This is a genomic window from Clostridium sp. LIBA-8841 (genome assembly GCF_057782475.1).
This window is the reverse complement of record NZ_CM173488.1, coordinates 2,370,140-2,390,819: the sequence shown is the minus strand read 5'-3', so window position 1 is coordinate 2,390,819 and position 20,680 is coordinate 2,370,140. Positions and strand designations below refer to the sequence as shown.

The window sequence follows — 20,680 nt, the reverse complement described above, 5'->3', positions numbered from 1 at the left end:
TCCATTGGAGGATTAAAAGACATGTTTTGGAATAAAATGATAAAATTATTTTAATAGCCTATCTGGTGATTTAAATATTATAATAAATCAAATAAAAAACTCAAACAGAAATATTATCTGCTTGAGTTAAAAATATTATACATCAAATTTTAAATCCTTATAAGCTAGGAAGCCATGACAAGTATCTGCCTCTTTTACTGCCTTAATAATAGCTCTTTCCATAACTTGAGCAGCTAAAAGACCAACAACATTTATATCAGCATCTACCTTATTTGAAGAAAGTGTGAAAATTGTATCTCCATCAAACATAGTATGAGCTGGTCTTATGGTTCTTCCAAAACCATTTTGAGCCATAGAAGCAATTTTATTAGCTTGAGCTTTAGTAAACTTTCCATTAGTGACTATGGCACCTATAGTGGTATTACCTTTAAAAGCATTTTTAGGATTTGCATAGTTGCCTATTAAACTTTCCTCTGTGTTAATGAAGGATTTCATATCTTCACTTAATCCACCTGCAATGATTTTATTATTATTATTTGGATCAACAATATCTCCAAGACTATTAACTCCAACAATAGCACCAACTTTTAAGTCACCAACTTGCACGGCATAGCTTCCAAAACCACCTTTCATTGCAAGTTTTGGATTTATGGCCTTACCTACGGTGGCACCAGTACCACAACCTATATTACCATTTTTAGAATCATCATAGTTCTCAGCATTAATGCAAGCTTCTAATCCCATTTCTTTATTAGGTCTTATTTTAGAACTTCCACATACTAGATCAAACAAAACAGCACCACATACTATAGGAACTTTAGCTACACCTACATCAAAGCCAACATTTTTATTTTCTAAGTATTCCATGACTCCAGAACAAGCATCTAATCCAAAGGCAGAACCACCAGATAATACAACAGCATGAATTTTATCAACCATTTCCATTGGATTTAAAAGATCTGTTTCTCTAGTACCTGGAGCACCACCACGTACATCAACACCACCAGAAGCTCCTTCTTCACAGGTTAAAACTGTACATCCAGTAGCACCTTCAAAATTCTGTGCATGTCCTAACTTAAATCCCTCAATATCAGTAATTTTTATTTCAAACATATAATATACACCTCACATTATTAAACCTTTACCAGCAATTGAATAAAGTTTTAGCGTATAACTTTATTAAGCTATACGCTAAAACATATTTATAAAATTATTTTAATATTTTTCTAACTCCAAGTATAACAGGTATGGATATTAAGGCAGATATAAAAGCCTCAGGTATTCCATTTGTTATACCTATTCCTGCTAAAGTTAATTTAGCAGCATGCTCAGATATTCCTAAAGCAGAAGCATATCTTTCTAAATAGAAAACATATGTTAAACCAAGTACACCAACAGTATTTACTAGGGTTCCGATTACTGAAGCTGTACCTATAGATAAGGCTTCCTCTTTATTTTTATGCTTAAATTTAAGCATAATAAGCATACTAATTGCAAAGAATAAAGCTCCTATTATAGCTGATATTAGTAAAGATTCTGTTAAAGCTGATAAGCTCACAAATAAAAGTAGTCCTAAAACAAGAGAACTTATAAAGGTTGTAGCTTTTAAATTCTTTTTAGCTCCCTTAATCATAGATGCATATACGTAGTAACTTACTACACCTATAAGAATTCTAGGAACTAAAGCTATAATAGGGTTCCAAAACATAAAACTAGTTGGCATTGGTGCCGTAAAGGCTTGGTACATAGAAAATAATCCAAACACTAGTCCTATTAATCCTCCTACAATTGGTCCTTCAATAATAGCACCTATTATAACAGGAATATGCATAATAGTAGCGTTAACAGGTGGAATCTTTATAAAACCTAATCCTGTTAGTCCTAGGAAAATTGATATACCAGATAGCATACCAATAATTACTAGTTTTCTTGTCTTTTGTCTAGTTTGATAAACTGCGCTCATTGACTCTCCTCCGTTCTTATTCCCTTTGGGATATAATTCGGTTCTTGAATTTTTAACCGTAAAAATAGTTCAGCTTCTAAGATTAGAATACCGACAGTGATATTTTAACATTATCTTTTTAAGTAATTCAATATAAAAAGGAAAATTTGTGCAAATATATAAGTACCATAAAAGGCAGAATGGCTCATTTGCTGGATTTGAAAACATAAAGTAGTAATTTTCTGACAATTAATTATAGGAATTGAATTTAAAAATTAGTGGTAAAATATAATTAATCTTAGGTTGAAACATTAAGTTTTACTTAATGTTAATTTAATAAATAAAATTATAATATAAAGTTTAGGAGTTCATTATGAATGATAGAGAATTATTTGAAATTTTAGAAAAACATATTTTAGAGGATAAAGTTCCATCAAAATTTTTAATTTCTTTGAATGAAGAAGGAGAATTAAAAAACTCTTTTTTAGAAATAATAAAGGATTTAGAGAAAGTTCAGCAGGAAAAGAAACATCATCCAGAAGGTAATGTATGGAATCATACTTTGCAGGTTTTGGATGAAGCAGCCAGGTTAAAAGAATTTGCTAATAATAAAAGAGAGTTTATGTGGGCAGCTTTGCTTCATGATATAGGGAAAAAAGATACTACTAAGATGAGAAAAGGAAGATGGACTGCTTATGATCATGATAGAGTAGGGGCAGAGATTACCAAAAATATTCTAAGAAGTGTAGTAGAGGATGAAAAGTTTATAATAGATGTAAGTAATCTAATAAGATATCACATGTCATATCTTTATGTAGATAAAAATCTTCCATTTGTAAAGCCGAAAGATATGGTTTTAAATTCAGATTTACATGACATAGCTTTATTAACATATTGCGATAGAGTTGGTAGAGGGGAAAAAAGTTTAGAGGAAAAGAGAAAAATCTTAAATTCAATAAATGATTTTATTGAAAAGACAAATAGTATAACTAATAAAAAATACGAAAAATTAAATATTTTGGAAAAATAGTATTTGATTTTTGTATTAAATAACTATATAATGACTATAATAAATTAAAATTCAATATGTTCGGATGAAGGTAATGGGAGAGTGATATTTTATATATCCACCGAAGAGGGAAATCTTTCAGGTATTAGGACCGTTACTGGACGAGCCTCTGGAGAGACTCTTGTAAAAGAGCACCGAAGGAGCAAGGTCAAATTATTTTGACTGAAACTCTCAGGTAAAAGGACAGAGGATAAGGTTAGTTACTTAAGTTTTTTAAGTATCCTTATTCTCCTCCGCAAATTTAAATTTAAGGAGGATTTTTTTTATGGAAAACTTATTAAATCAAATCGACAACTTAGTATGGGGAGTCCCACTTCTTGTACTACTTGTAGGAACAGGAATTTACCTGACTATAAGATTAAAATTATTACAAATTTTAAAATTACCAATGGCTTTAAAGTATGTATTTAAGAAGGATGATGAATCTTCTTGTGATGATGCAGAAGGAGATGTTTCAAGTTTTGGAGCCTTATGTACAGCACTTTCGGCTACAATAGGAACAGGAAACATAGTAGGAGTTGCAACGGCTATAAAAGCTGGAGGACCAGGAGCCTTATTTTGGATGTGGGTAGCTGCTTTCTTTGGAATGGCAACTAAATATGCAGAAGGTGTACTTGCTATAAAGTACAGAGTGGTAGATGAAAATGGTCAAATGGCTGGAGGACCAATGTATTATATAAAAAATGGTCTTGGGCTAAATTGGCTAGCAAATATTTTTGCTTTCTTTGGAATCGGTGTAGCTTTATTAGGAATAGGAACCTTTGGACAAGTTAAATCAATAACTGATGCTGCAAGTATTACATTTAATGTTCCAACTGTAATTACAGCAGGAATAGTAACTTTATTAGTTACTTTAGTAACTTTAGGTGGAATAAAGAGAATATCTAGCGTATCAGAAAAGGTTGTTCCTTTAATGGCAGGTCTTTATATATTAGGAGTTTTAATTGTTATAGCTTTTAATTTAGATAAGGTTCCAAATGCCGTAGTAATAATTATAGAGAGTGCTTTTAATCCTAGAGCTGCCTTAGGTGGAGCTGTGGGAATTAGTATAATAACTGTTATGAAAAGTGGGATAGCAAGAGGAGTTTTCTCGAATGAAGCTGGCCTTGGAAGTGCTCCAATAGCAGCGGCTGCAGCTAGGACTAAGTCACCAGTTAAGCAAGGACTTATTTCTATGACTGGTACATTTTTTGATACAATTCTTATTTGTACAATGACAGGTATAGTTATAATTCTTACAGGTGCTTATACAGGAAATTTAGAAGGTGCCGCCCTTACAACGCAAGCTTTTGAAATGGGTCTTCCTATTAGTAATATAGGAACATATATAGTTAATATAGGACTTATATTCTTTGCTTTCACAACAATATTAGGATGGAATTATTACGGGGAAAGATGTGTTGAGTATTTATTTGGAATAAAAGCAATAAAACCATATAGAATATTATATATACTTCTTGTTGCTGCAGGATCATTCTTACCATTAACATTGATATTTATAATAGCTGATATTGTTAATGGATTAATGGCAATTCCAAACCTTATAGGTATTATTGGATTAAGAAAAGTAGTTATAGAAGAAACAGAAGAATTCTTTAAAGAAAAAGCTCTTAATAAGAAGAGTGTTGAATTAGAAGGAACTGTTTTAAATTGATATAAATAAAAAAATCCATGAGTAAATTTTACTCATGGATTTTTTTATCTTCCTTCATTAGGAAGTTTGCTTCTAACGATATTTTCAACTTTTTCAGGAAGCTCTGCAATTTCTTCCTTAGTAAGTTTATCAGTATAAACTGGTGGGTGAATATAAAGATTTACTTCACCAGGTTTTATAAAATAATGATTTCCTTCCATTATTTTATATGTTCCATCAATTGTAAAAGGCACTATAGGAACTTTTGATTTAGTAGCTAATTTAAAACTACCTGCTTTAAATTCTCCTAGTTTACTACAATGACTTCTTGTTCCTTCAGGAAAAACAACCATTGAATATCCTTCTTTTAATTGCTTAATTCCTTGTAAAATACCAGCCATGGCTTTTTTAGGATGATCTCTATCAATAAATATAGCTTTTGAAAGTAGTATCCAATCTTTTAGTATAGGCATTTTTTCAAGTTCTTTTTTTGCTATGAATCCTTTTGGTCTATCAATAGAATACATGACAACAGGAATGTCCATATTACTTTGATGGTTACCAACAAAAAGAACAGGTCCTTCAGGAATATTTTCTAAGCCTTCAACGTTAACTTTTATTCCGGCATCTTTAAGAAAAGTATGAGCTATCCTTCTACTACATTGATAGATATATTCATCTCTTTCTTCAAGCTTACCTTCCTCTTCCATTTTATTTATTTTTTTTATATCAGATAAGGATTTTATTAATGTCCAGGCATATCCTTTTCCATACCAATATATAGATCTAAACATATATTTCGCCCCTTTAATATTACTAGTACTAAGTAATATTATAACAGTTTTAAAAAAATATCAAATATGTAGTGTGTTTTACAAATTATAATAATAAAAAAAACTTATATATTTACTATTTTATTTTTATATACTATAATTTACCAAAACAGAATATTATTCTTATCAAGAGAGGTGGAGGGACTGGCCCTGTGAAGCCCAGCAACCTATAGTATAAATAAATTTTATTCTATAACGGTGCTAAATCCTGCAGGTTTACTGAAAGATAAGTTTTGAAGTTGAGAAAATTAGAGATTTTATGCCTAAAGGATTATTTCCTTTAGGCTTTTTTATTTTTAGGAGGGATTTTATGAATATTAAAGAATTATTTGATAAAAAAGAATTTGTGTTTTCATTTGAGGTTTTTCCTCCAAAGGAAAGTACTCCAATAGAAAATATATACAGAACTTTAGAAGAGATACAGGAATTAAAACCAGATTTTATAAGTGTGACTTATGGAGCAGGTGGAAATTTTGTAAGTAATAGAACAATAGAATTATCATCAATAATAAAAAATAAATACAATTTAGAAACTTTAGCACATTTAACTTGTATAGGAGCAGAAAAAAAAGATATAGAGAAAACTTTGAGCATATTAAAAAGTAAAGGAGTAGAGAATGTATTAGCTTTAAGAGGAGATAAAAGAGAAAATATTATATCGGAATATAATTCTTCCATAGATTTAATAAAACATATTGGAAAATATAAAGATATAAATATTGCAGGAGCTTGTTATCCAGAAATTCATCCAGAAGCCATTAACAAAGATAAGGATTTAGAATTTTTAAAAAGAAAAGTAGATGCTGGAGCTAATCACTTAATATCTCAATTATTTTTTGATAATGATATATTTTTTGATTTTCTAGAATCCTGTGAAAAGAAAGGAATAGATGTACCAATTCAGGCTGGAATAATGCCTGTAGTTAATAAAAAACAAATAGAGAGGATATTATCTCTTTGTAGGGCAACATTCCCTAAAAAATTTATGAAAATAGTAAATAAGTATGAGCATGATAAGGAAGCTTTAAGAGATGCTGGAATAGCATATGCAAATGAGCAAATAATAGATTTAATCTCTAGCGGGGTAAGAGGTGTGCATTTATATACAATGAATAATTCATATGTAGCAAAGAATATAGTAAGTGGAACTAAAAATATTATTAATTCAGTAAATAGAAAGGAAAAAATATCTTAAAAGGAGAAAGAATTATATAAATATGAAAATTACTAATATAGATAAAAAAGAAGTGCTTAGATATTTAGGTGTAAAAGGAAATGAAGAAGATTTTGAACTTATAGATAAATGCATCGAAGAATGCAAGGAAATAGCTGATTATAGAGTAACCTATAGAGAATATGGTTTAGAAGAGTATAAAGATAATTTAAAAATATTAGGAACTGAAAAAATTTTAAAGGGAGTATCTATAAAGAGACATTTAAAAGGGTGCTATAAGGTGATTTTACTAGGAGTTACCTTAGGATATGAGATAGAAAGGGCTATAAATAAGTATGAGAAGATAGATTTGTTAAAAGCTCTCGTATTAGATGCCTGTGCTACTGCTGCCATAGAGGAAGTCTGTGATGAAATTGAAGAGGCTATAAAGGAAAAGGTTGAAAGTAAAAATGAGTTTATAAGAGAAAGATTTAGTCCAGGGTATGGAGATTTTTCAATAGAATTTCAAAAGGATTTTTTAGAGTTAATAGATGGGCAAAAAGCAATAGGTTTAAATTTAACAGAGAGTAATATTTTAATACCTAGAAAATCAGTTACAGCAATAATAGGAATAAGTAAATGTAGAAATAATCAAGCTTCCATAAGAAGTTGTGATCAATGTAGTTTTTATACAAAGTGCAATTATAGGAAAGGCGGTAAGAGATGTTATGATTAAGATTTTTGATGGGGCTATGGGGACTATGCTTCAAAAGTTAGGATTGAAGCTTGGGGAGAATCCAGAAGTTTTTAATATATATAATGAAGATATTATATATGAAGTTCATAAAAGATATATAGAGGCAGGAGCAAACTTTATAACTACTAATACTTTTGGAGCAAATAGAAAAAAATTAAGAAATACAGATTTTAAAGTAGAAGAAATTATAACAAAAGCTTTAGAAATAGCAAAGAGAGCTAGAGAGGGAAATGAAGTGAAAATAGCCTTAGATATAGGTCCTATAGGAGAACTTTTAGAGCCTATGGGAACTCTAAGTTTTGATGAAGCTTATGATATATTTAAGGAACAGGTTATAGTTGGAGTAAAAAATGGAGCAGATATTATACTTATAGAGACAATGAGTGATTTATATGAAGCTAAGGCAGCTATTTTAGCAGCAAAAGAAAATTCTAACTTGCCTGTATTTTGTACTATGAGTTTTGAAAAAAATGAGAGAACTTTTACAGGATGTATTCCAGAGAGTATGGCTATGACATTAGAAGGATTAGGAGTTGATGCTTTAGGTGTTAATTGTTCTTTAGGACCTAGAGAAATGGAATCAATAATAAAAAGAATAGTAAAATCAACTAACAAGGATGTAATAGTACAGGCTAATGCAGGAATGCCTAGTATAGATGGAGATAGGACAAGTTATGAAGTTGATAAATATGAATTCGGTGAATATGGAGAAAAATTTGTTTCTCTAGGTGTTAATTATATTGGTGGATGTTGTGGGACAACTCCTGAATATATAGAGGAATTATCGAAAAGATTAAAAAAGAAAGAAAGTATAAAAAGAGATAAAGTTAGTCTAACAGGTGTATGTACGCCTTCACTTACTATAAGTGGAAGAGGAGTTTCTGTAATTGGAGAGAGAATAAATCCTACTGGGAAAAAAAGATTTAAAGAGGCTTTAAAAAATAATGATATAGATTATATTGTGAAACAGGGGATTGAACAGGTTGAAGCTGGAGCAAATATTTTAGATGTTAATGTAGGAATTCCAGATATTGATGAAGAAAGCATGATGGTTAAAATCGTAAAGGATCTTCAAAGTGTTTTAGATGTTCCTCTTCAAATAGACTCTTCTAATCCAGAGGTAATAGAAAAGGCACTAAGATATTATAATGGTAAATGTATTTTAAATTCAGTAAATGGAGATGAAGAGACTTTAGATAGAATACTTCCAATAGTTAGAAAATATGGGGCTATGGTTATTGGGTTGACCTTAAGTAATAAGGGAATACCAAAAACCTGTGAAGAAAAAATAAAAATAGGGAAAAAAATAATAGAGAAAGCTTCAGAGTATGGAATTAGTAAAGAGAATATAATTTTAGATCCTCTTATATTAACAGCAGCAACAAACCAGATGGAGGTTAGAGAAACATTAAGGACTATTAGAAAAATAAAGAAGGAGCTTGGAGTTAAGACTACTTTAGGAGTTTCAAATGTTTCCTTTGGATTGCCAGAAAGGGAAAATATAAATGAAGTATTTTTAGGAATGGCTCTTAATGAAGGACTAGATTTTCCTATAGTCAATCCTAACAAAGAGGGAATAATGAAAGTTGTAAGAGGATTTGAACTTCTTTATGGATATGATAAAGGGGCTAATAAGTATGTAAGTTATTATTCTAAGAAAAATAATATTAAGGAAGAAAATCTAAGAGAAAAGGGAGGAAATATTTTAACCTTAAAAGAAATAGTCATAAAAGGATTAAGAGGAGAAGCAAGAAGAAAAACAGAAGAACTTCTTAAAAGTTTTAAAGGCATGGAAATTGTTAATAAGGAATTAATACCTGCACTAGATAGGGTTGGAGAAAAATTTGAGAAAGAAGAGATATTCTTGCCACAATTAATAGCATCAGCTGAAACGGTTAAAGAATCCTTTGAGGTTATAAAATCAAGTGTTGATTTCTCTAAAGAGGATAAAAATAAGGGGTGCATAGTATTAGCTACAGTAAAAGGAGATATACATGATATTGGTAAAAATATAGTTAAAGTTATTCTAGAAAACTATGGTTATGATATTATTGATTTAGGAAAAAATGTAGAACCAGAAGAAATTTTAAAGGTGTGCATTGAAAAAGATGTTAAATTATTAGGTCTCAGTGCTTTAATGACAACAACTTTAAAGAGTATGGAAGAGACAATAAAAAGAGTTAAAGAAAAAGACTTGAAAACTAAAATATTTGTTGGAGGAGCTGTTTTAACAAAGGAATATGCTAAAGAAATAGGAGCAGATTTTTATGCTAAAGACGCTAATAGAGCTGTAGAAATAGCTAAGCAAATATTTAAAATTTAAAGCTATGTTTTAGGTAAGTGTTAATTTTAGCTAGTTTAAAATATGGTTTTATTTAAAAATAAACATTAAATAAAAAAGAAGTAAATTTGATTGGAGAATACATTAAGATGAAAAAATTAGATTTGAAAAATGAGTTCATAGTAGCTGATGGCGCTATGGGAACTAGGATTATGGAGTTAGGAGTAAATTTAAAAGAGACTCCTTCAGAACTTTTAAATATTAAAAGGCCTGAATTAATAGAAAAAATTCATAGAGAGTATAGAGACGCTGGAGCTAACTTAATACTTTCAAATACATTTATGTGCAATGTTATAAATGCAAAAAAGAATAATTATGATTTAGAAGAGGTTGTAGAAGCAGGTGTTAATATTGCTAAAAAAGTGTGTGAGAAGAATGGAATAGTTGCTTTAGATATAGGGCCTCTTTCATATTATATAGAAGAAACTAATGAAAATTTTAAATGTGTTGTAGAAGAAAATACAGAAAGAATAATTAACTCGTCAAATAATAAATTTGATATTGTTGTTTTTGAAACTTTAGGAAGTATAGAAGAAGCAGAATTTGCAATTAAAAAAGCAAAGGAACTAACAGATAAACCAGTTATATGTTCTTTTACTTTAGCTGGGAAAAAGGATATTCCTAAGTTTATAAAAGAGATGATTTCAATTTTGGAGTCTTGTGAAGTAAGTGCCTTAGGAATAAATTGTACAGAGTATGAGGAAGTATTAAAGGCGTTAGATATTTTAAAAGAAAATACTTCTCTTCCTATTATGATAAAAGCTAATTTAGGAATACCTAAAAAAATAGGGGATGAACTTATATATGAACAGACTCCAGAAGAATTTAAAGATTTGTCTAAAAAGGCTATTGAAAAAGGTGTAAATATAATAGGAGGATGTTGTGGAACAACGCCTAAATATATAAGAGCTATTTGTAACTTAATATAGAGTATAAGTTATAAATATTTATTAATGGTATAATAAGGTGGATAATATGAGTATTAAAAATCAACTTTTAGAAAATAAAATAGAAAAATTTTTCTTAGAGTTTCCAATTTTTGAAACTAAACGATTTATACTTAAAGAGATAGAAGAAAAGTATAAGGAGAATTTCATTAATTTATTTTCAGATGAAGATGTTATGAAATATTCTGGAACAGAAGTTTCTAATCCAGAAAAACAAGTGGATTTTTATCTAAAAAAAGTTAAAGTAATGTATAATGAGAAAAAAGGCATAAGGTGGGCTATAGTCAATAAGGAAAGTAAAGAGTTCATTGGAGATATAGGTTTTTATAATATGGATTTTTATTCTAATAATACTGAGATTGGGTATACTGTAGCAAAGAAGTTTTGGAGGCAAGGGGTTGCTTCTGAGTGTATTAAAGCTATAGAAAACTTTGCATTTGAAAATTTAAGTATGAATAGAATTGTAGCTATGATTGATAGTAATAATATTTCATCAATTAAACTATCAGAAAAGCTTGGATTTCATAGAGATGGAATATTAAGAGAACATTATTATAATAAGAATAGAGATGAATATATTAATATATGCGTTTATTCAGTTATAAAAAGTGATATAAAAATATAATAAGATTAGAGCAATAAATCATTAAAAGTCGGTAGTTTTAATGATTACTGACTTTAAATTTTAGCTATGTTTTAGTTGAGTGTTAATTTTTAGATATAACCGTAAGATAGGTCTTAGGGAATATCTAAAATCAATATCAGTTTAAAACATGGCTTAATTTTTTATATACAACTTTGATAAAAAACCAATTAGCTAAAATTAAACAATCTATAAAAAGTCCACTAAACATATAAGAATGAAAATTGAAGAAACAATCTGTAAACGTATATAATCTAGGTATAGGTTAATGAACTTTAGATAAGGAGAGGTTAGACATGAAAAAAGTACACGTAGTTTCACATAGTCATTGGGACAGAGAGTGGTACATACCATTTCAAAAACATAGAGTTAAATTAGTAGATTTTATGGATTCATTAATAGATACATTAGAAAATAATGAGCATTTTAAATATTTCCATTTAGATGGACAAACTATAGCTTTAGATGATTATTTAGAAGTAAAGCCATATATGTTTGATAGATTAAAGAAGCTTATAGAAGAAGGAAGACTTCATGTAGGTCCTTGGTATGTTCTTCAAGATGAATATTTAATAAGTGCAGAAGCAAATGTAAGAAATATGCTTTTAGGAATGAGATTTGCAAAGAGATTTGGAGATCCAGTAAAAATAGGATATTTCCCAGACTCATTTGGTAACATATCTCAAGCACCTCAAATATTAAGAGGATTTGGAATAGATAATGCAGTTTTTGGTAGAGGAATAACTCCAATAGCATTTGATAACCAAAAGGTTGAAGAAGCTGGAGAGAATGAGTACCATTCAGAAGTATTATGGAAATCACCAGATGGATCAGAAGTTTTAGGAATACTTATGGCTAACTGGTATAGTAATGGTAATGAAATTCCAGCAGATAAGAAAGAAGCTGTTGAATTCTTAAATGACAGAGTTAACAAGGCAGATATGTATGCTACAACAAATCAAATATTATTAATGAACGGATGTGACCACCAACCAGTTCAAACAAATGTTGGTGACATAATAGATAATGTAAAAGAAGATGTTGATTTTGAATTAGTTCATAGTAACTTAGTTGATTATATAGCTGATGTTAAAGACGAAGTTAAGGACTTAAAAGAAGTTACTGGAGAGTTAAATGGCCAATATACAGATGGTTGGTGGACTTTATGTAACACAGCTTCAGCAAGACTTTATTTAAAGCAAATGAACAATAAGTCTCAAGTTCTTTTAGAAAGATATGTTGAACCTTTAGGAGTTATGGCTTCATTAGAAGGAAAGAAATACGAAAGTGATTTCATACTTCAATCATGGAAATACTTAATTCAAAACCATCCTCATGATTCAATTTGTGGATGTAGTATTGATGAGGTTCATCAAGATATGGTAACAAGATTTAAAGCTAGTATGCAAATATCAGAAGAAATGATAGATAGAAGTACTGAGCATATGCTAAATCTAGTAAATGGAACTACTACTGACAGAGAAAGCATCGTTGTATTCAATACATTAGGATGGGATAGAAGTGAAGTAGTAGAAGCTACAGTTGATGTAAATAAAGAATCAGGAATAGAAAACTTTAAGGTTGTTACAGAGAATGGAGAAGAGGTTCCATCAGTAGTTGAAGCTTTAGGTGAAACATTTAAATATACTCTTCCAAACAATAGATTTAGACAACCAGAGTATGTAAATAGATTTAAAGTTAAGTTCTTAGCTAATAATATAAAAGCTTTAGGATTAAAATCATTTAAGATAGTTACATGTGAAGTTATAGAAGAAAAGGAAGTTTCTCAAGATTTAACTTTTGAAAATAAATTCTTCTCACTAAAATTCAATGAAAATGGTACATTTGATTTACTTCATAAAGGAACAAATAAAGAGTATAGGAATTTAAATGCCTTTGAAGATTGTGGAGATATAGGAGATGAATACATCTTTAGAGCTCCAGAGAAGGATTTAGTAGTAAATACTTTAGGAAATAAGGCTGAGATTAAAGTATTAAAAGATAATGAAGTAGAAAAAGTTATTGAAGTTAAAAATACTTTAGAAGTTCCAGTAGAAGCTGTTAAGAAAGAAAGTAGAAGAGTAGAAGAAATGACAGAAATTAAGTTAGTTTCTACAATAGTTCTTAGCGAAGTTTCTAGAAGAGTAGATGTTAAGGTTGAAATAGAAAATACTGCAAAAGATCATAGAGTAAGAGCATTATTCCCAACAGGAATAGAAGCAAGCACTCACTTTGCAGAAGGACATTTTGATGTTATAGAAAGAGAAACAACTCCATGGGAAGGATGGCAAAATCCTTCTAACTGTCAAAAACAAACTAACTTTGTTGATGTAAATGATGGAAAAGTTGGTCTTATGGTTGCTAATATGGGATTACCTGAATATGAAGTATTAAGAGATGGAGAAAATACTATTGCTATAACAATATTAAGATCTGTTGGAGAGTTAGGAGATTGGGGAGTATTCCCAACACCTGAAGCACAATGCTTAGGAAATAATATTGCCGAATATTCAGTAATAGCTCATGAAGGAGATTACACTGGAGAAAGAGCTTACGAAGAAGCATACAACTTAAATACTCCAATGTTAGCTCTTCAAGGAGATTTCAAAGTAGAGGACTCTTTAGTTTCAATTACAGGAGAAAATATAGTTTTATCAGCATTTAAGAAAGCTGAAGATAGAGATTCTATAATAGTAAGAATATTTAATATTTCTGATAAAGAAGAAAACTTCCAAATAAAAGTTAATAGAGATGTTAAGGAAATAAACGAAGTTAACTTAAATGAGGAAATTATAGAAAAACTAGAAGTAAAAGAAAATGCTATTAATGGAATTATTTCAAAGAAACAAATAAAAACATTTGAAATAGTACTTTAATCAAGAAGTGTAAGAGGGTGTATCTTTAAGGTATATCCTCTTTATTAATTTAAGTTGTCTTTTATAAGAGAACAGTTGTGTTTTAAAATGTAGGGTGATATACTTTTTATATAGATATATTTAAATTAAAAGTATAATTTAGTAGATGGAAGGATAAGTTGTAAACGTATATTTTATCTAATAAAGGAAATAAATTAAAATAATAGGGTTGCTTTAATAAATAATTAGGGTTATTAATTAAAATATTTATAAATTTAATTAATAATAAGCGATGTTTCTTATTGAAAATATTAATTAGAGGTGGTATTTTAATAAGTGGCGAATAAAAGAGGGCTATTATTTACTTAAGTTTTGGGTATTTATATAAAGATAAAAGAGGTGAATAGTTCCAATGGAAGGAAATTTATTAGTTATAGATAAAAGAGTATTACCAGAGGTTTTTGAGAAGGTAATAAATGCTAAAAGACTTTTAAAAGAAGGAAAAGTTAAAGAAATAACAGAAGCTACAAAGCAAGCTGGAATTAGTAGAAGTGTATATTATAAGTATAAGGATTATATATTTGAGTTTGCAGAAACGCTTCAAGGAAGAAAAGTTATATTTAATATGGTGGTTACTCATGAAAAAGGAGTTTTATCATCTGTTTTAAATATACTATCAGATGTTGGGGGTAATATACTTACAATTGATCAAGGATTACCTATACATGGATTAGCTCATGTAAGTTTTACAATAGATATATCTACTATGAAATGTGATATAAAAGAAATGTTAAGTGAAATAGAATTAGTACATGGAGTTGAAAAAGTAGAATTTGTTGCTATGGAGTAGAGAGATTCCTAACTTAGTATTAGCTAAGTTAGGAATTTTTTTTAAACTTTTTTAATTTGGTAGAAAATGTTTTTGATAATAATTATTATTGTGGTTTAATAATTATTATATAATCAGAAAATGTGTATATATAATGATTTAATAGAAAATTATATAACTATAAGGGAGGTTGAATATGCAAGTTTATTTTGATAACAGTGCTACTACTAAGCCTTTAAAGGAAGTTAGAGAAGAAATTTATTATGCTATGGATGAATTTTGGGGAAATCCATCATCTTTACATAAGTTAGGTGTAAAATCACAAAGAAAGATAGAGGAAATTCAAGAATCTATAGCAAGAAGATTAAATTGTTCTAAAGAAGAAATAATATTCACTTCAGGAGGAAGTGAAGGTAATAATATGGTTATAAAAGGTCTTGTAGGAGAAAATAATCATATTATAACTACAGCCTTTGAACATTCAAGTGTTTTAAATACATATAGAGAATTAGAAAAACAAGGTGTAAGTGTAACTTATTTAAAAGTAGATAATAAAGGATTTATAAATTTAAAAGAATTAGAAGAAGCTATAAACAAAAATACTGTTTTAATCTCAATAATGCATGTAAACAATGAAATTGGAAGCATTCAAAAGATTAAAGAAATAGGTAAATTAATCAAGGAAAAAAGTAAAAGAGCTAAGTTTCATGTAGATGGGGTACAAGGCTTTGGAAAATTTAAAATTGATGTTAAAGAATGTAATATAGACTTCTATTCTGTATCGGCTCATAAGTTTCATGGACCTAAGGGAGTAGGATTCATGTATATGAGAAAAGGATTAAACCTAAAGTCCTTAATAACTGGAGGCGGTCAACAAGGTGGTTTAAGAGCTGGAACAGAAAATATTCCAGGGTATATGGGTATGGTTAAAGCAATGAACATAGCTTATGATTCTTTAGAGGATTCTTATAATCATGTAAAGAAACTTAAAGAGTATTTTATAGAGAAACTTTCAAAAATAGAAAATGTTATAATAAATGCTCCAAATAGTGAAGAGTATAGTCCATATATTTTAAATGTTTCATTTTTAGGGATTAGGTCAGAGGTATTACTTCACATGTTAGAGGAAGATAACATTTTTGTTTCAACAGGTTCAGCTTGTTCTTCAAAATCAGCAGTAGCGAAAGGAAGTTATGTATTAAATACTATGGGGTTAGAACCAAGATGCATACAAGGAGCTATAAGATTTAGTTTTTCTAAATACAATACCTTAGAAGAAGTGGATTATACCATAAATTCTTTAGAAAAATCTTTGAAATTTTTAAGGAGAATAAAAATATGAATAAATTGATTTTAGTAAAATATGCTTCAGAAATATTTTTAAAGGGACTTAATAAAAATAAGTTTGAAAGAAAATTAAAAGATAATATAAGAAAGAAATTAAAAGATATAGATCATGAAATAATAACAGATCAAAATAGATGGTTCATAAAATCAGAAGATTTAGATGGAGTTATTGAAAGAGTTAAAAAGGTATTTGGAGTTAAGGAACTTTGTTTAGTTACTCAAGTAGAAGCAACTTTTGATGCCATAAAGGAAGAAGGATTAAAAAAAATTAAAGAAAGTGGAGCTAAAAGCTTTAAGGTTGAAACTAACAGAGCTAACAAAAAGTTTGAAATGAACTCTATGGAGGTTTCAAGAGCGGTTGGTGGATATATTCTTTCAGAGCTTAAGGATCAAATAGAGGTAGATATACATAATCCAGAATGTAAGCTTTATGTTGAGATAAGAGGAAATGCTTATGTATTTACTGATAAAGATAAAATAAAAGCTGTAGGAGGGCTACCATATGGAATGAATGGAAGCACTATGGTCATGCTATCAGGAGGAATAGATTCTCCAGTAGCTGCTTATTTAATGGCTAGAAGAGGTGTTGAAACACACTGCGTTTATTATCATTCTCATCCATATACATCAGAAAGAGCTAAGGATAAGGTTAAAGAATTAGCTAAGATAGTAGGTAGATATACAGAAAAAATAACACTTTATGTTGTTCCATTTACAGAAATACAAATGGATATAATAGAAAAGTGTAGAGAAGATGAATTAACAATAATAATGAGAAGATTTATGATGAGAGTTGCTTGTGAACTTTCTGAAAGAAAAAATATACAATCAGTTACAACTGGTGAGAGTATAGGACAGGTAGCTTCTCAAACTATGGAAGGGCTTATGGTAAGCAATGATGTAGCAGATAGACCAGTATTTAGACCATTAATAGCTATGGATAAAGAGGATATAATGGATATAGCTAGAGAAATAGATACTTATGAAACATCAATACTTCCGTACGAAGACTGTTGTACAATCTTTGTACCAAAACATCCAAGGACTAAACCTAGAGTTAAGGACATGAGAATAGCTGAAAGAAAGCTTGATGTAGAGGCTTTAGTAAATAAGGCTATTGATGAAATGGAAACATTCATCTTTGAATAATTTTATTCTAAAAATAATATTTTAAAGTATTATTTTTAATAAACTCATTAGTATATTGTATTTTAAATTAATTAAATATAAAATAGAAGAATCAAGTTTAACTTGATTCTTTTATTTTTAGGAGGATTTATATGGAGAGAAATATAGAAAAAAGCATAGGGAAAATATTTAGACACTTTAAAGGAGATCTTTATTTAGTAGAAGGAATAGTTACTCATTCTGAGAGCAGCGAAAAACTGGTTTTATATAGAGCACTATACGGAGATTGTGGTCAATTCGTAAGACCTTATGATATGTTTTTAGAAGAGGTTCCAAAGGGAAAAGAAAATCCTACAGGACAAAAATATAGATTTGAAGAGTTTGAAGTTAAAAGTTTAAATAGATAAAGAGAGAGTTTAATATATAACTGATAAAATTATATATTAAAAACGTAATAGCTCAGAAAGAATTCTAGAATACTTTCTGAGCTATCTTAATGAATAAGAGGTTATAGCAGACTTAGCTATAACGAAATGAGTTTAGAGAAATTTAAGACCCTAAAATAATAACGCGTACATTTTAGAATACAGCCTTAAATTGAAGCTCTAAAGTAGAGAAGATTTATATAGGAACAGCTGTATAGATTAAATAACTCTACAGCTAATATTATTATCATATATAAGAAGTTATATACTAAATTTTTTGAAAAAAATTATTTTTAATGACCAAAACCTTTAGGTTTAATGTAGTAATCTATGACTGGTACAAGTAAATTCATAAGTAGAATAGAATAAGACACTCCTTCTGGATAACCACCAAATATTCTTATTAATGTAGTTATAAGTCCACATCCAAAGGCGAATAAAATTTGTCCTTTTTTTGTCATTGGAGAGGTTACATAATCTGTTGCCATAAAGAAGGCTCCTAGAAATAAACCTCCTGTGAAAATCTCATAAAGACCATTTCCACTTAAGAAACCATTTCTACCTATAACAGTTGTTAATATTAAAACTGTACCAATATAGACAACAGGTATATGCCAAGTTATTATTTTTCTATACATTAAATAGATAGCACCAATTAATATAGCAAGAGCAGAAACTTCTCCTATACATCCTGCTATGTTGCCTAAGAAGGCATTACTTAAGGAAGGAAGATTTCCTTGTCCACTTTTTAATAAAGCTAAAGGTGTGGCTGTAGTAACACCATCTAAAGTGAAAATACTAATGGTTTCAGGCCATGCAGCTAGGATAAAAGCTCTAGCTACTAAGGCTGGATTCATAAAATTACATCCTATACCGCCAAAAATTTGCTTTACTAGTACTATTGCCACAATAGAACCTATACATGCTACCCAAAGTGGTGTGTTAACAGGAAGATTTAATGCTAGTAAAACACCTGTAACAACTGCACTTAAATCCCTTATGGTAATCTCCTTTTTTGTGAGCTTTTGAAATGCGTATTCAGCAATTACAGCGGAGAGGGCACAGGTTGCAATAACAAATATAGCCCTTAATCCAAAAACTAAAGCTCCAACTAGGGAGGTAGGAATTAAAGCTATTAAAACGTCTTTCATTATGCTTTGTGTAGAGATAGTTGACTTTATATGAGGAGATGAATTAACTAAAAGATCCTCATCATTTATTAAGAGTGATTCCATAGACTCTTGTTTTGTATCAATCATTCTTTCCACCTCTTTACTTTTTAGAATTATTTCTAATTGATTTCTTTGCTTCTCTAACGTTATTGACTATAGAAATTTTGGCAGGACAAGAAAATGTACAACAACCACATTCTATACAATCCATTCCATTAAATGATTTAAAATCTTCAAGTTTATTTTGGATAGCAAAATCATTTAATTTTTGTGGGAATAAATTCATTGGACATGAATTTAAGCATTTTCCACATCTTATACAATGAGTTTTAGGCGAATTATCTACTTTAGATAAGCAAAGAATACCAGAAGTTCCTTTAGTTATAGGTAATTCTAAAGAATTTATAGCAAAACCCATCATAGGACCACCTAAGATTATTTTTGAAGGCTTATTTATAAAGCCACCACAAAATTCAATTACATCTTTTATTGGAGTTCCTAGTTTTACTTTAATATTTTTAGGCGTTTTTATAGCATCTCCAGTAACTGTAATTATTCTTTTTGTAAGAGGATATCCTTTTACTAAACTAATATATAGCTGATAAATAGTAGATACATTATGAACAAGGCATCCTATATCTAAAGGAAGTTTTCCAGAAGGAACTTGAAGTTTGGTTATAGCATAAATTAAATGTTTTTCAGATCCTTGAGGATACTTTGTTTTTAATGGTATTACTTTTATTCTCTCGTTGATTCCTAAAGTACTAATAAATTTATCTATGGCATTTTGTTTGTTGTCTTCTATACCTATGTAGATTATAGACTTAGGGAAAAGTTCTAGAAGAATATTTAAGCCACCAATTATTTCATCTGTATATTCAAGCATAACTCTATGATCACAGGTTAAGTATGGCTCACATTCAGCCGCGTTTATAATGATATGATTAACTTCCTTATCCTCAGGAACATTAAGCTTTACGTGACAAGGAAATGTAGCTCCACCAAGACCAACAATACCATTATCCTTTACTAGCGAAATAACATCCTTTAAAGAAAGTGTATTAGAGTATTTAATATTTTCATTTCGAAAATTTTCATATTTAAAATCATTCTTTATTATTATTGTTTTAACTTTTGAACCATTAAATGCACAAGTATCCTTAATTTCTTTTACAGTTCCTGATACACTAGAATGAATTGGAGCAGAAACAAAGGAAGAAGAATCAGCTATTTTTTGATTTGCTAAAACCCTATCTCCTACATTTACTATAGGTTCACAGGGAGCACCTATATGTTGAGAAAGTGGAAATAGTAATTCTTCTTTAGGCTCAAAAATTTCTATAGGATTATCTTTAGTAAACTCTTTATTATAAGGTAAATGAAGCCCTTTTTTAAAGGTAAAGAGACTCATAGATGCACATCCTTTCATATAATCTTCATATTTTAATACTATGTATAAAATCATTAATAAATTACATATTTTTAATTATTAAGGTTTTGTATTTAAAGATAAAATTATGTAAAACTTATTGTTATTAGAAGAAGGTAATGTTTACAGAGATGTTTTTTGAAAAAATAATTTGAAATTGAAGTTTAATTAAATTTG

General features: G+C 29.2%; 17 protein-coding genes and 3 riboswitches. Of the genes, 12 read left to right on the top strand and 5 right to left on the bottom strand.

Annotated features, from left to right (window positions below; genetic code table 11):
* Positions 1-135: 135 nt before the first annotated feature.
* On the bottom strand, positions 136-1,113 hold the full coding sequence (locus AC2A4K_RS10345; RefSeq protein ID WP_322502411.1) for a P1 family peptidase: 978 nt from the start codon (positions 1,111-1,113) through the stop codon (positions 136-138).
* A gap of 97 nt (positions 1,114-1,210) precedes the next feature.
* Positions 1,211-1,963: an ECF transporter S component gene (locus AC2A4K_RS10340; protein ID WP_416173342.1), complete on the bottom strand. Its 753-nt coding sequence runs from the start codon at positions 1,961-1,963 to the stop codon at positions 1,211-1,213.
* Between the two features lie 352 nt (positions 1,964-2,315).
* Here AC2A4K_RS10340 and AC2A4K_RS10335 point away from each other — a divergent pair, with 352 nt between their 5' ends.
* Together AC2A4K_RS10335 and AC2A4K_RS10330 are read left to right on the top strand one after the other, a co-directional pair.
* Positions 2,316-2,972 (top strand): HDIG domain-containing metalloprotein, encoded by a 657-nt coding sequence (locus tag AC2A4K_RS10335; protein ID WP_322502410.1) that lies wholly within the window; start codon positions 2,316-2,318, stop codon positions 2,970-2,972.
* A gap of 64 nt (positions 2,973-3,036) precedes the next feature.
* Positions 3,037-3,115: riboswitch (glycine riboswitch) on the top strand.
* Positions 3,116-3,117: 2 nt separating this feature from the next.
* A riboswitch (glycine riboswitch) is annotated at positions 3,118-3,201 on the top strand.
* A gap of 75 nt (positions 3,202-3,276) precedes the next feature.
* A complete protein-coding gene (locus tag AC2A4K_RS10330; protein ID WP_322502409.1) occupies positions 3,277-4,665 on the top strand; it encodes an alanine/glycine:cation symporter family protein in 1,389 nt (462 codons plus the stop codon).
* A 44-nt stretch (positions 4,666-4,709) separates the two neighbouring features.
* Here the strand turns inward: AC2A4K_RS10330 and AC2A4K_RS10325 are convergent, their stop codons facing one another.
* Positions 4,710-5,438 (bottom strand): lysophospholipid acyltransferase family protein, encoded by a 729-nt coding sequence (locus AC2A4K_RS10325; protein ID WP_322502408.1) that lies wholly within the window; start codon positions 5,436-5,438, stop codon positions 4,710-4,712.
* 159 nt (positions 5,439-5,597) lie between these two features.
* A riboswitch (SAM riboswitch) is annotated at positions 5,598-5,710 on the top strand.
* A 77-nt stretch (positions 5,711-5,787) separates the two neighbouring features.
* Between AC2A4K_RS10325 and metF the strand changes: the two genes are divergently transcribed.
* From metF to AC2A4K_RS10275, 10 genes are all read left to right on the top strand, one after another.
* Complete coding sequence (gene metF / locus AC2A4K_RS10320; protein WP_322502407.1) at positions 5,788-6,672, top strand: methylenetetrahydrofolate reductase [NAD(P)H]; 885 nt, start codon at positions 5,788-5,790, stop codon at positions 6,670-6,672.
* Between the two features lie 22 nt (positions 6,673-6,694).
* The gene (locus AC2A4K_RS10315) at positions 6,695-7,366 is read left to right on the top strand and encodes a vitamin B12 dependent-methionine synthase activation domain-containing protein (RefSeq protein WP_322502406.1); all 672 of its coding nucleotides are present in this window, start codon (positions 6,695-6,697) and stop codon (positions 7,364-7,366) included.
* Positions 7,359-9,710 (top strand): homocysteine S-methyltransferase family protein, encoded by a 2,352-nt coding sequence (locus AC2A4K_RS10310; RefSeq protein WP_322502405.1) that lies wholly within the window; start codon positions 7,359-7,361, stop codon positions 9,708-9,710. The genes AC2A4K_RS10315 and AC2A4K_RS10310 overlap by 8 nt, the downstream gene beginning before the upstream one ends.
* 107 nt (positions 9,711-9,817) lie before the next feature.
* A complete protein-coding gene (locus AC2A4K_RS10305) occupies positions 9,818-10,657 on the top strand; it encodes a homocysteine S-methyltransferase family protein (RefSeq protein WP_322502404.1) in 840 nt (279 codons plus the stop codon).
* 46 nt (positions 10,658-10,703) lie between these two features.
* Positions 10,704-11,300, top strand: coding sequence for a GNAT family N-acetyltransferase (locus AC2A4K_RS10300; protein WP_322502403.1), 597 nt, complete (start codon positions 10,704-10,706; stop codon positions 11,298-11,300).
* A 314-nt stretch (positions 11,301-11,614) separates the two neighbouring features.
* Positions 11,615-14,194, top strand: a complete 2,580-nt coding sequence (locus tag AC2A4K_RS10295) for an alpha-mannosidase (RefSeq protein ID WP_322502402.1) — start codon at positions 11,615-11,617, stop codon at positions 14,192-14,194.
* Positions 14,195-14,585: 391 nt separating this feature from the next.
* The gene (locus AC2A4K_RS10290; protein ID WP_322502401.1) at positions 14,586-15,023 is read left to right on the top strand and encodes an ACT domain-containing protein; all 438 of its coding nucleotides are present in this window, start codon (positions 14,586-14,588) and stop codon (positions 15,021-15,023) included.
* A gap of 175 nt (positions 15,024-15,198) precedes the next feature.
* Complete coding sequence (locus AC2A4K_RS10285) at positions 15,199-16,344, top strand: cysteine desulfurase family protein (RefSeq protein WP_322502400.1); 1,146 nt, start codon at positions 15,199-15,201, stop codon at positions 16,342-16,344.
* The gene (gene thiI, locus AC2A4K_RS10280) at positions 16,341-17,498 is read left to right on the top strand and encodes a tRNA uracil 4-sulfurtransferase ThiI (protein WP_322502399.1); all 1,158 of its coding nucleotides are present in this window, start codon (positions 16,341-16,343) and stop codon (positions 17,496-17,498) included. The genes AC2A4K_RS10285 and thiI overlap by 4 nt, the downstream gene beginning before the upstream one ends.
* A gap of 131 nt (positions 17,499-17,629) precedes the next feature.
* On the top strand, positions 17,630-17,884 hold the full coding sequence (locus AC2A4K_RS10275; protein ID WP_322502398.1) for a DUF1653 domain-containing protein: 255 nt from the start codon (positions 17,630-17,632) through the stop codon (positions 17,882-17,884).
* A 311-nt stretch (positions 17,885-18,195) separates the two neighbouring features.
* Here the strand turns inward: AC2A4K_RS10275 and AC2A4K_RS10270 are convergent, their stop codons facing one another.
* Together AC2A4K_RS10270 and rsxC are read right to left on the bottom strand one after the other, a co-directional pair.
* Positions 18,196-19,161 (bottom strand): RnfABCDGE type electron transport complex subunit D, encoded by a 966-nt coding sequence (locus tag AC2A4K_RS10270; RefSeq protein WP_322502397.1) that lies wholly within the window; start codon positions 19,159-19,161, stop codon positions 18,196-18,198.
* Positions 19,162-19,174: 13 nt separating this feature from the next.
* Positions 19,175-20,485: an electron transport complex subunit RsxC gene (gene rsxC, locus AC2A4K_RS10265; RefSeq protein WP_322502396.1), complete on the bottom strand. Its 1,311-nt coding sequence runs from the start codon at positions 20,483-20,485 to the stop codon at positions 19,175-19,177.
* Positions 20,486-20,680: the final 195 nt, after the last annotated feature.

What these genes read in the sequence shown, in the direction of transcription:
- AC2A4K_RS10345 (WP_322502411.1), bottom strand. Translation starts at nt 1,113, where the DNA reads ATGTTTGAAATAAAAATTACTGATATTGAGGGATTTAAGTTAGGACAT.
- AC2A4K_RS10340 (WP_416173342.1), bottom strand. Translation starts at nt 1,963, where the DNA reads ATGAGCGCAGTTTATCAAACTAGACAAAAGACAAGAAAACTAGTAATT.
- AC2A4K_RS10335 (WP_322502410.1), top strand. Translation starts at nt 2,316, where the DNA reads ATGAATGATAGAGAATTATTTGAAATTTTAGAAAAACATATTTTAGAG.
- AC2A4K_RS10330 (WP_322502409.1), top strand. Translation starts at nt 3,277, where the DNA reads ATGGAAAACTTATTAAATCAAATCGACAACTTAGTATGGGGAGTCCCA.
- AC2A4K_RS10325 (WP_322502408.1), bottom strand. Translation starts at nt 5,438, where the DNA reads ATGTTTAGATCTATATATTGGTATGGAAAAGGATATGCCTGGACATTA.
- metF (WP_322502407.1), top strand. Translation starts at nt 5,788, where the DNA reads ATGAATATTAAAGAATTATTTGATAAAAAAGAATTTGTGTTTTCATTT.
- AC2A4K_RS10315 (WP_322502406.1), top strand. Translation starts at nt 6,695, where the DNA reads ATGAAAATTACTAATATAGATAAAAAAGAAGTGCTTAGATATTTAGGT.
- AC2A4K_RS10310 (WP_322502405.1), top strand. Translation starts at nt 7,359, where the DNA reads ATGATTAAGATTTTTGATGGGGCTATGGGGACTATGCTTCAAAAGTTA.
- AC2A4K_RS10305 (WP_322502404.1), top strand. Translation starts at nt 9,818, where the DNA reads ATGAAAAAATTAGATTTGAAAAATGAGTTCATAGTAGCTGATGGCGCT.
- AC2A4K_RS10300 (WP_322502403.1), top strand. Translation starts at nt 10,704, where the DNA reads ATGAGTATTAAAAATCAACTTTTAGAAAATAAAATAGAAAAATTTTTC.
- AC2A4K_RS10295 (WP_322502402.1), top strand. Translation starts at nt 11,615, where the DNA reads ATGAAAAAAGTACACGTAGTTTCACATAGTCATTGGGACAGAGAGTGG.
- AC2A4K_RS10290 (WP_322502401.1), top strand. Translation starts at nt 14,586, where the DNA reads ATGGAAGGAAATTTATTAGTTATAGATAAAAGAGTATTACCAGAGGTT.
- AC2A4K_RS10285 (WP_322502400.1), top strand. Translation starts at nt 15,199, where the DNA reads ATGCAAGTTTATTTTGATAACAGTGCTACTACTAAGCCTTTAAAGGAA.
- thiI (WP_322502399.1), top strand. Translation starts at nt 16,341, where the DNA reads ATGAATAAATTGATTTTAGTAAAATATGCTTCAGAAATATTTTTAAAG.
- AC2A4K_RS10275 (WP_322502398.1), top strand. Translation starts at nt 17,630, where the DNA reads ATGGAGAGAAATATAGAAAAAAGCATAGGGAAAATATTTAGACACTTT.
- AC2A4K_RS10270 (WP_322502397.1), bottom strand. Translation starts at nt 19,161, where the DNA reads ATGATTGATACAAAACAAGAGTCTATGGAATCACTCTTAATAAATGAT.
- rsxC (WP_322502396.1), bottom strand. Translation starts at nt 20,485, where the DNA reads ATGAGTCTCTTTACCTTTAAAAAAGGGCTTCATTTACCTTATAATAAA.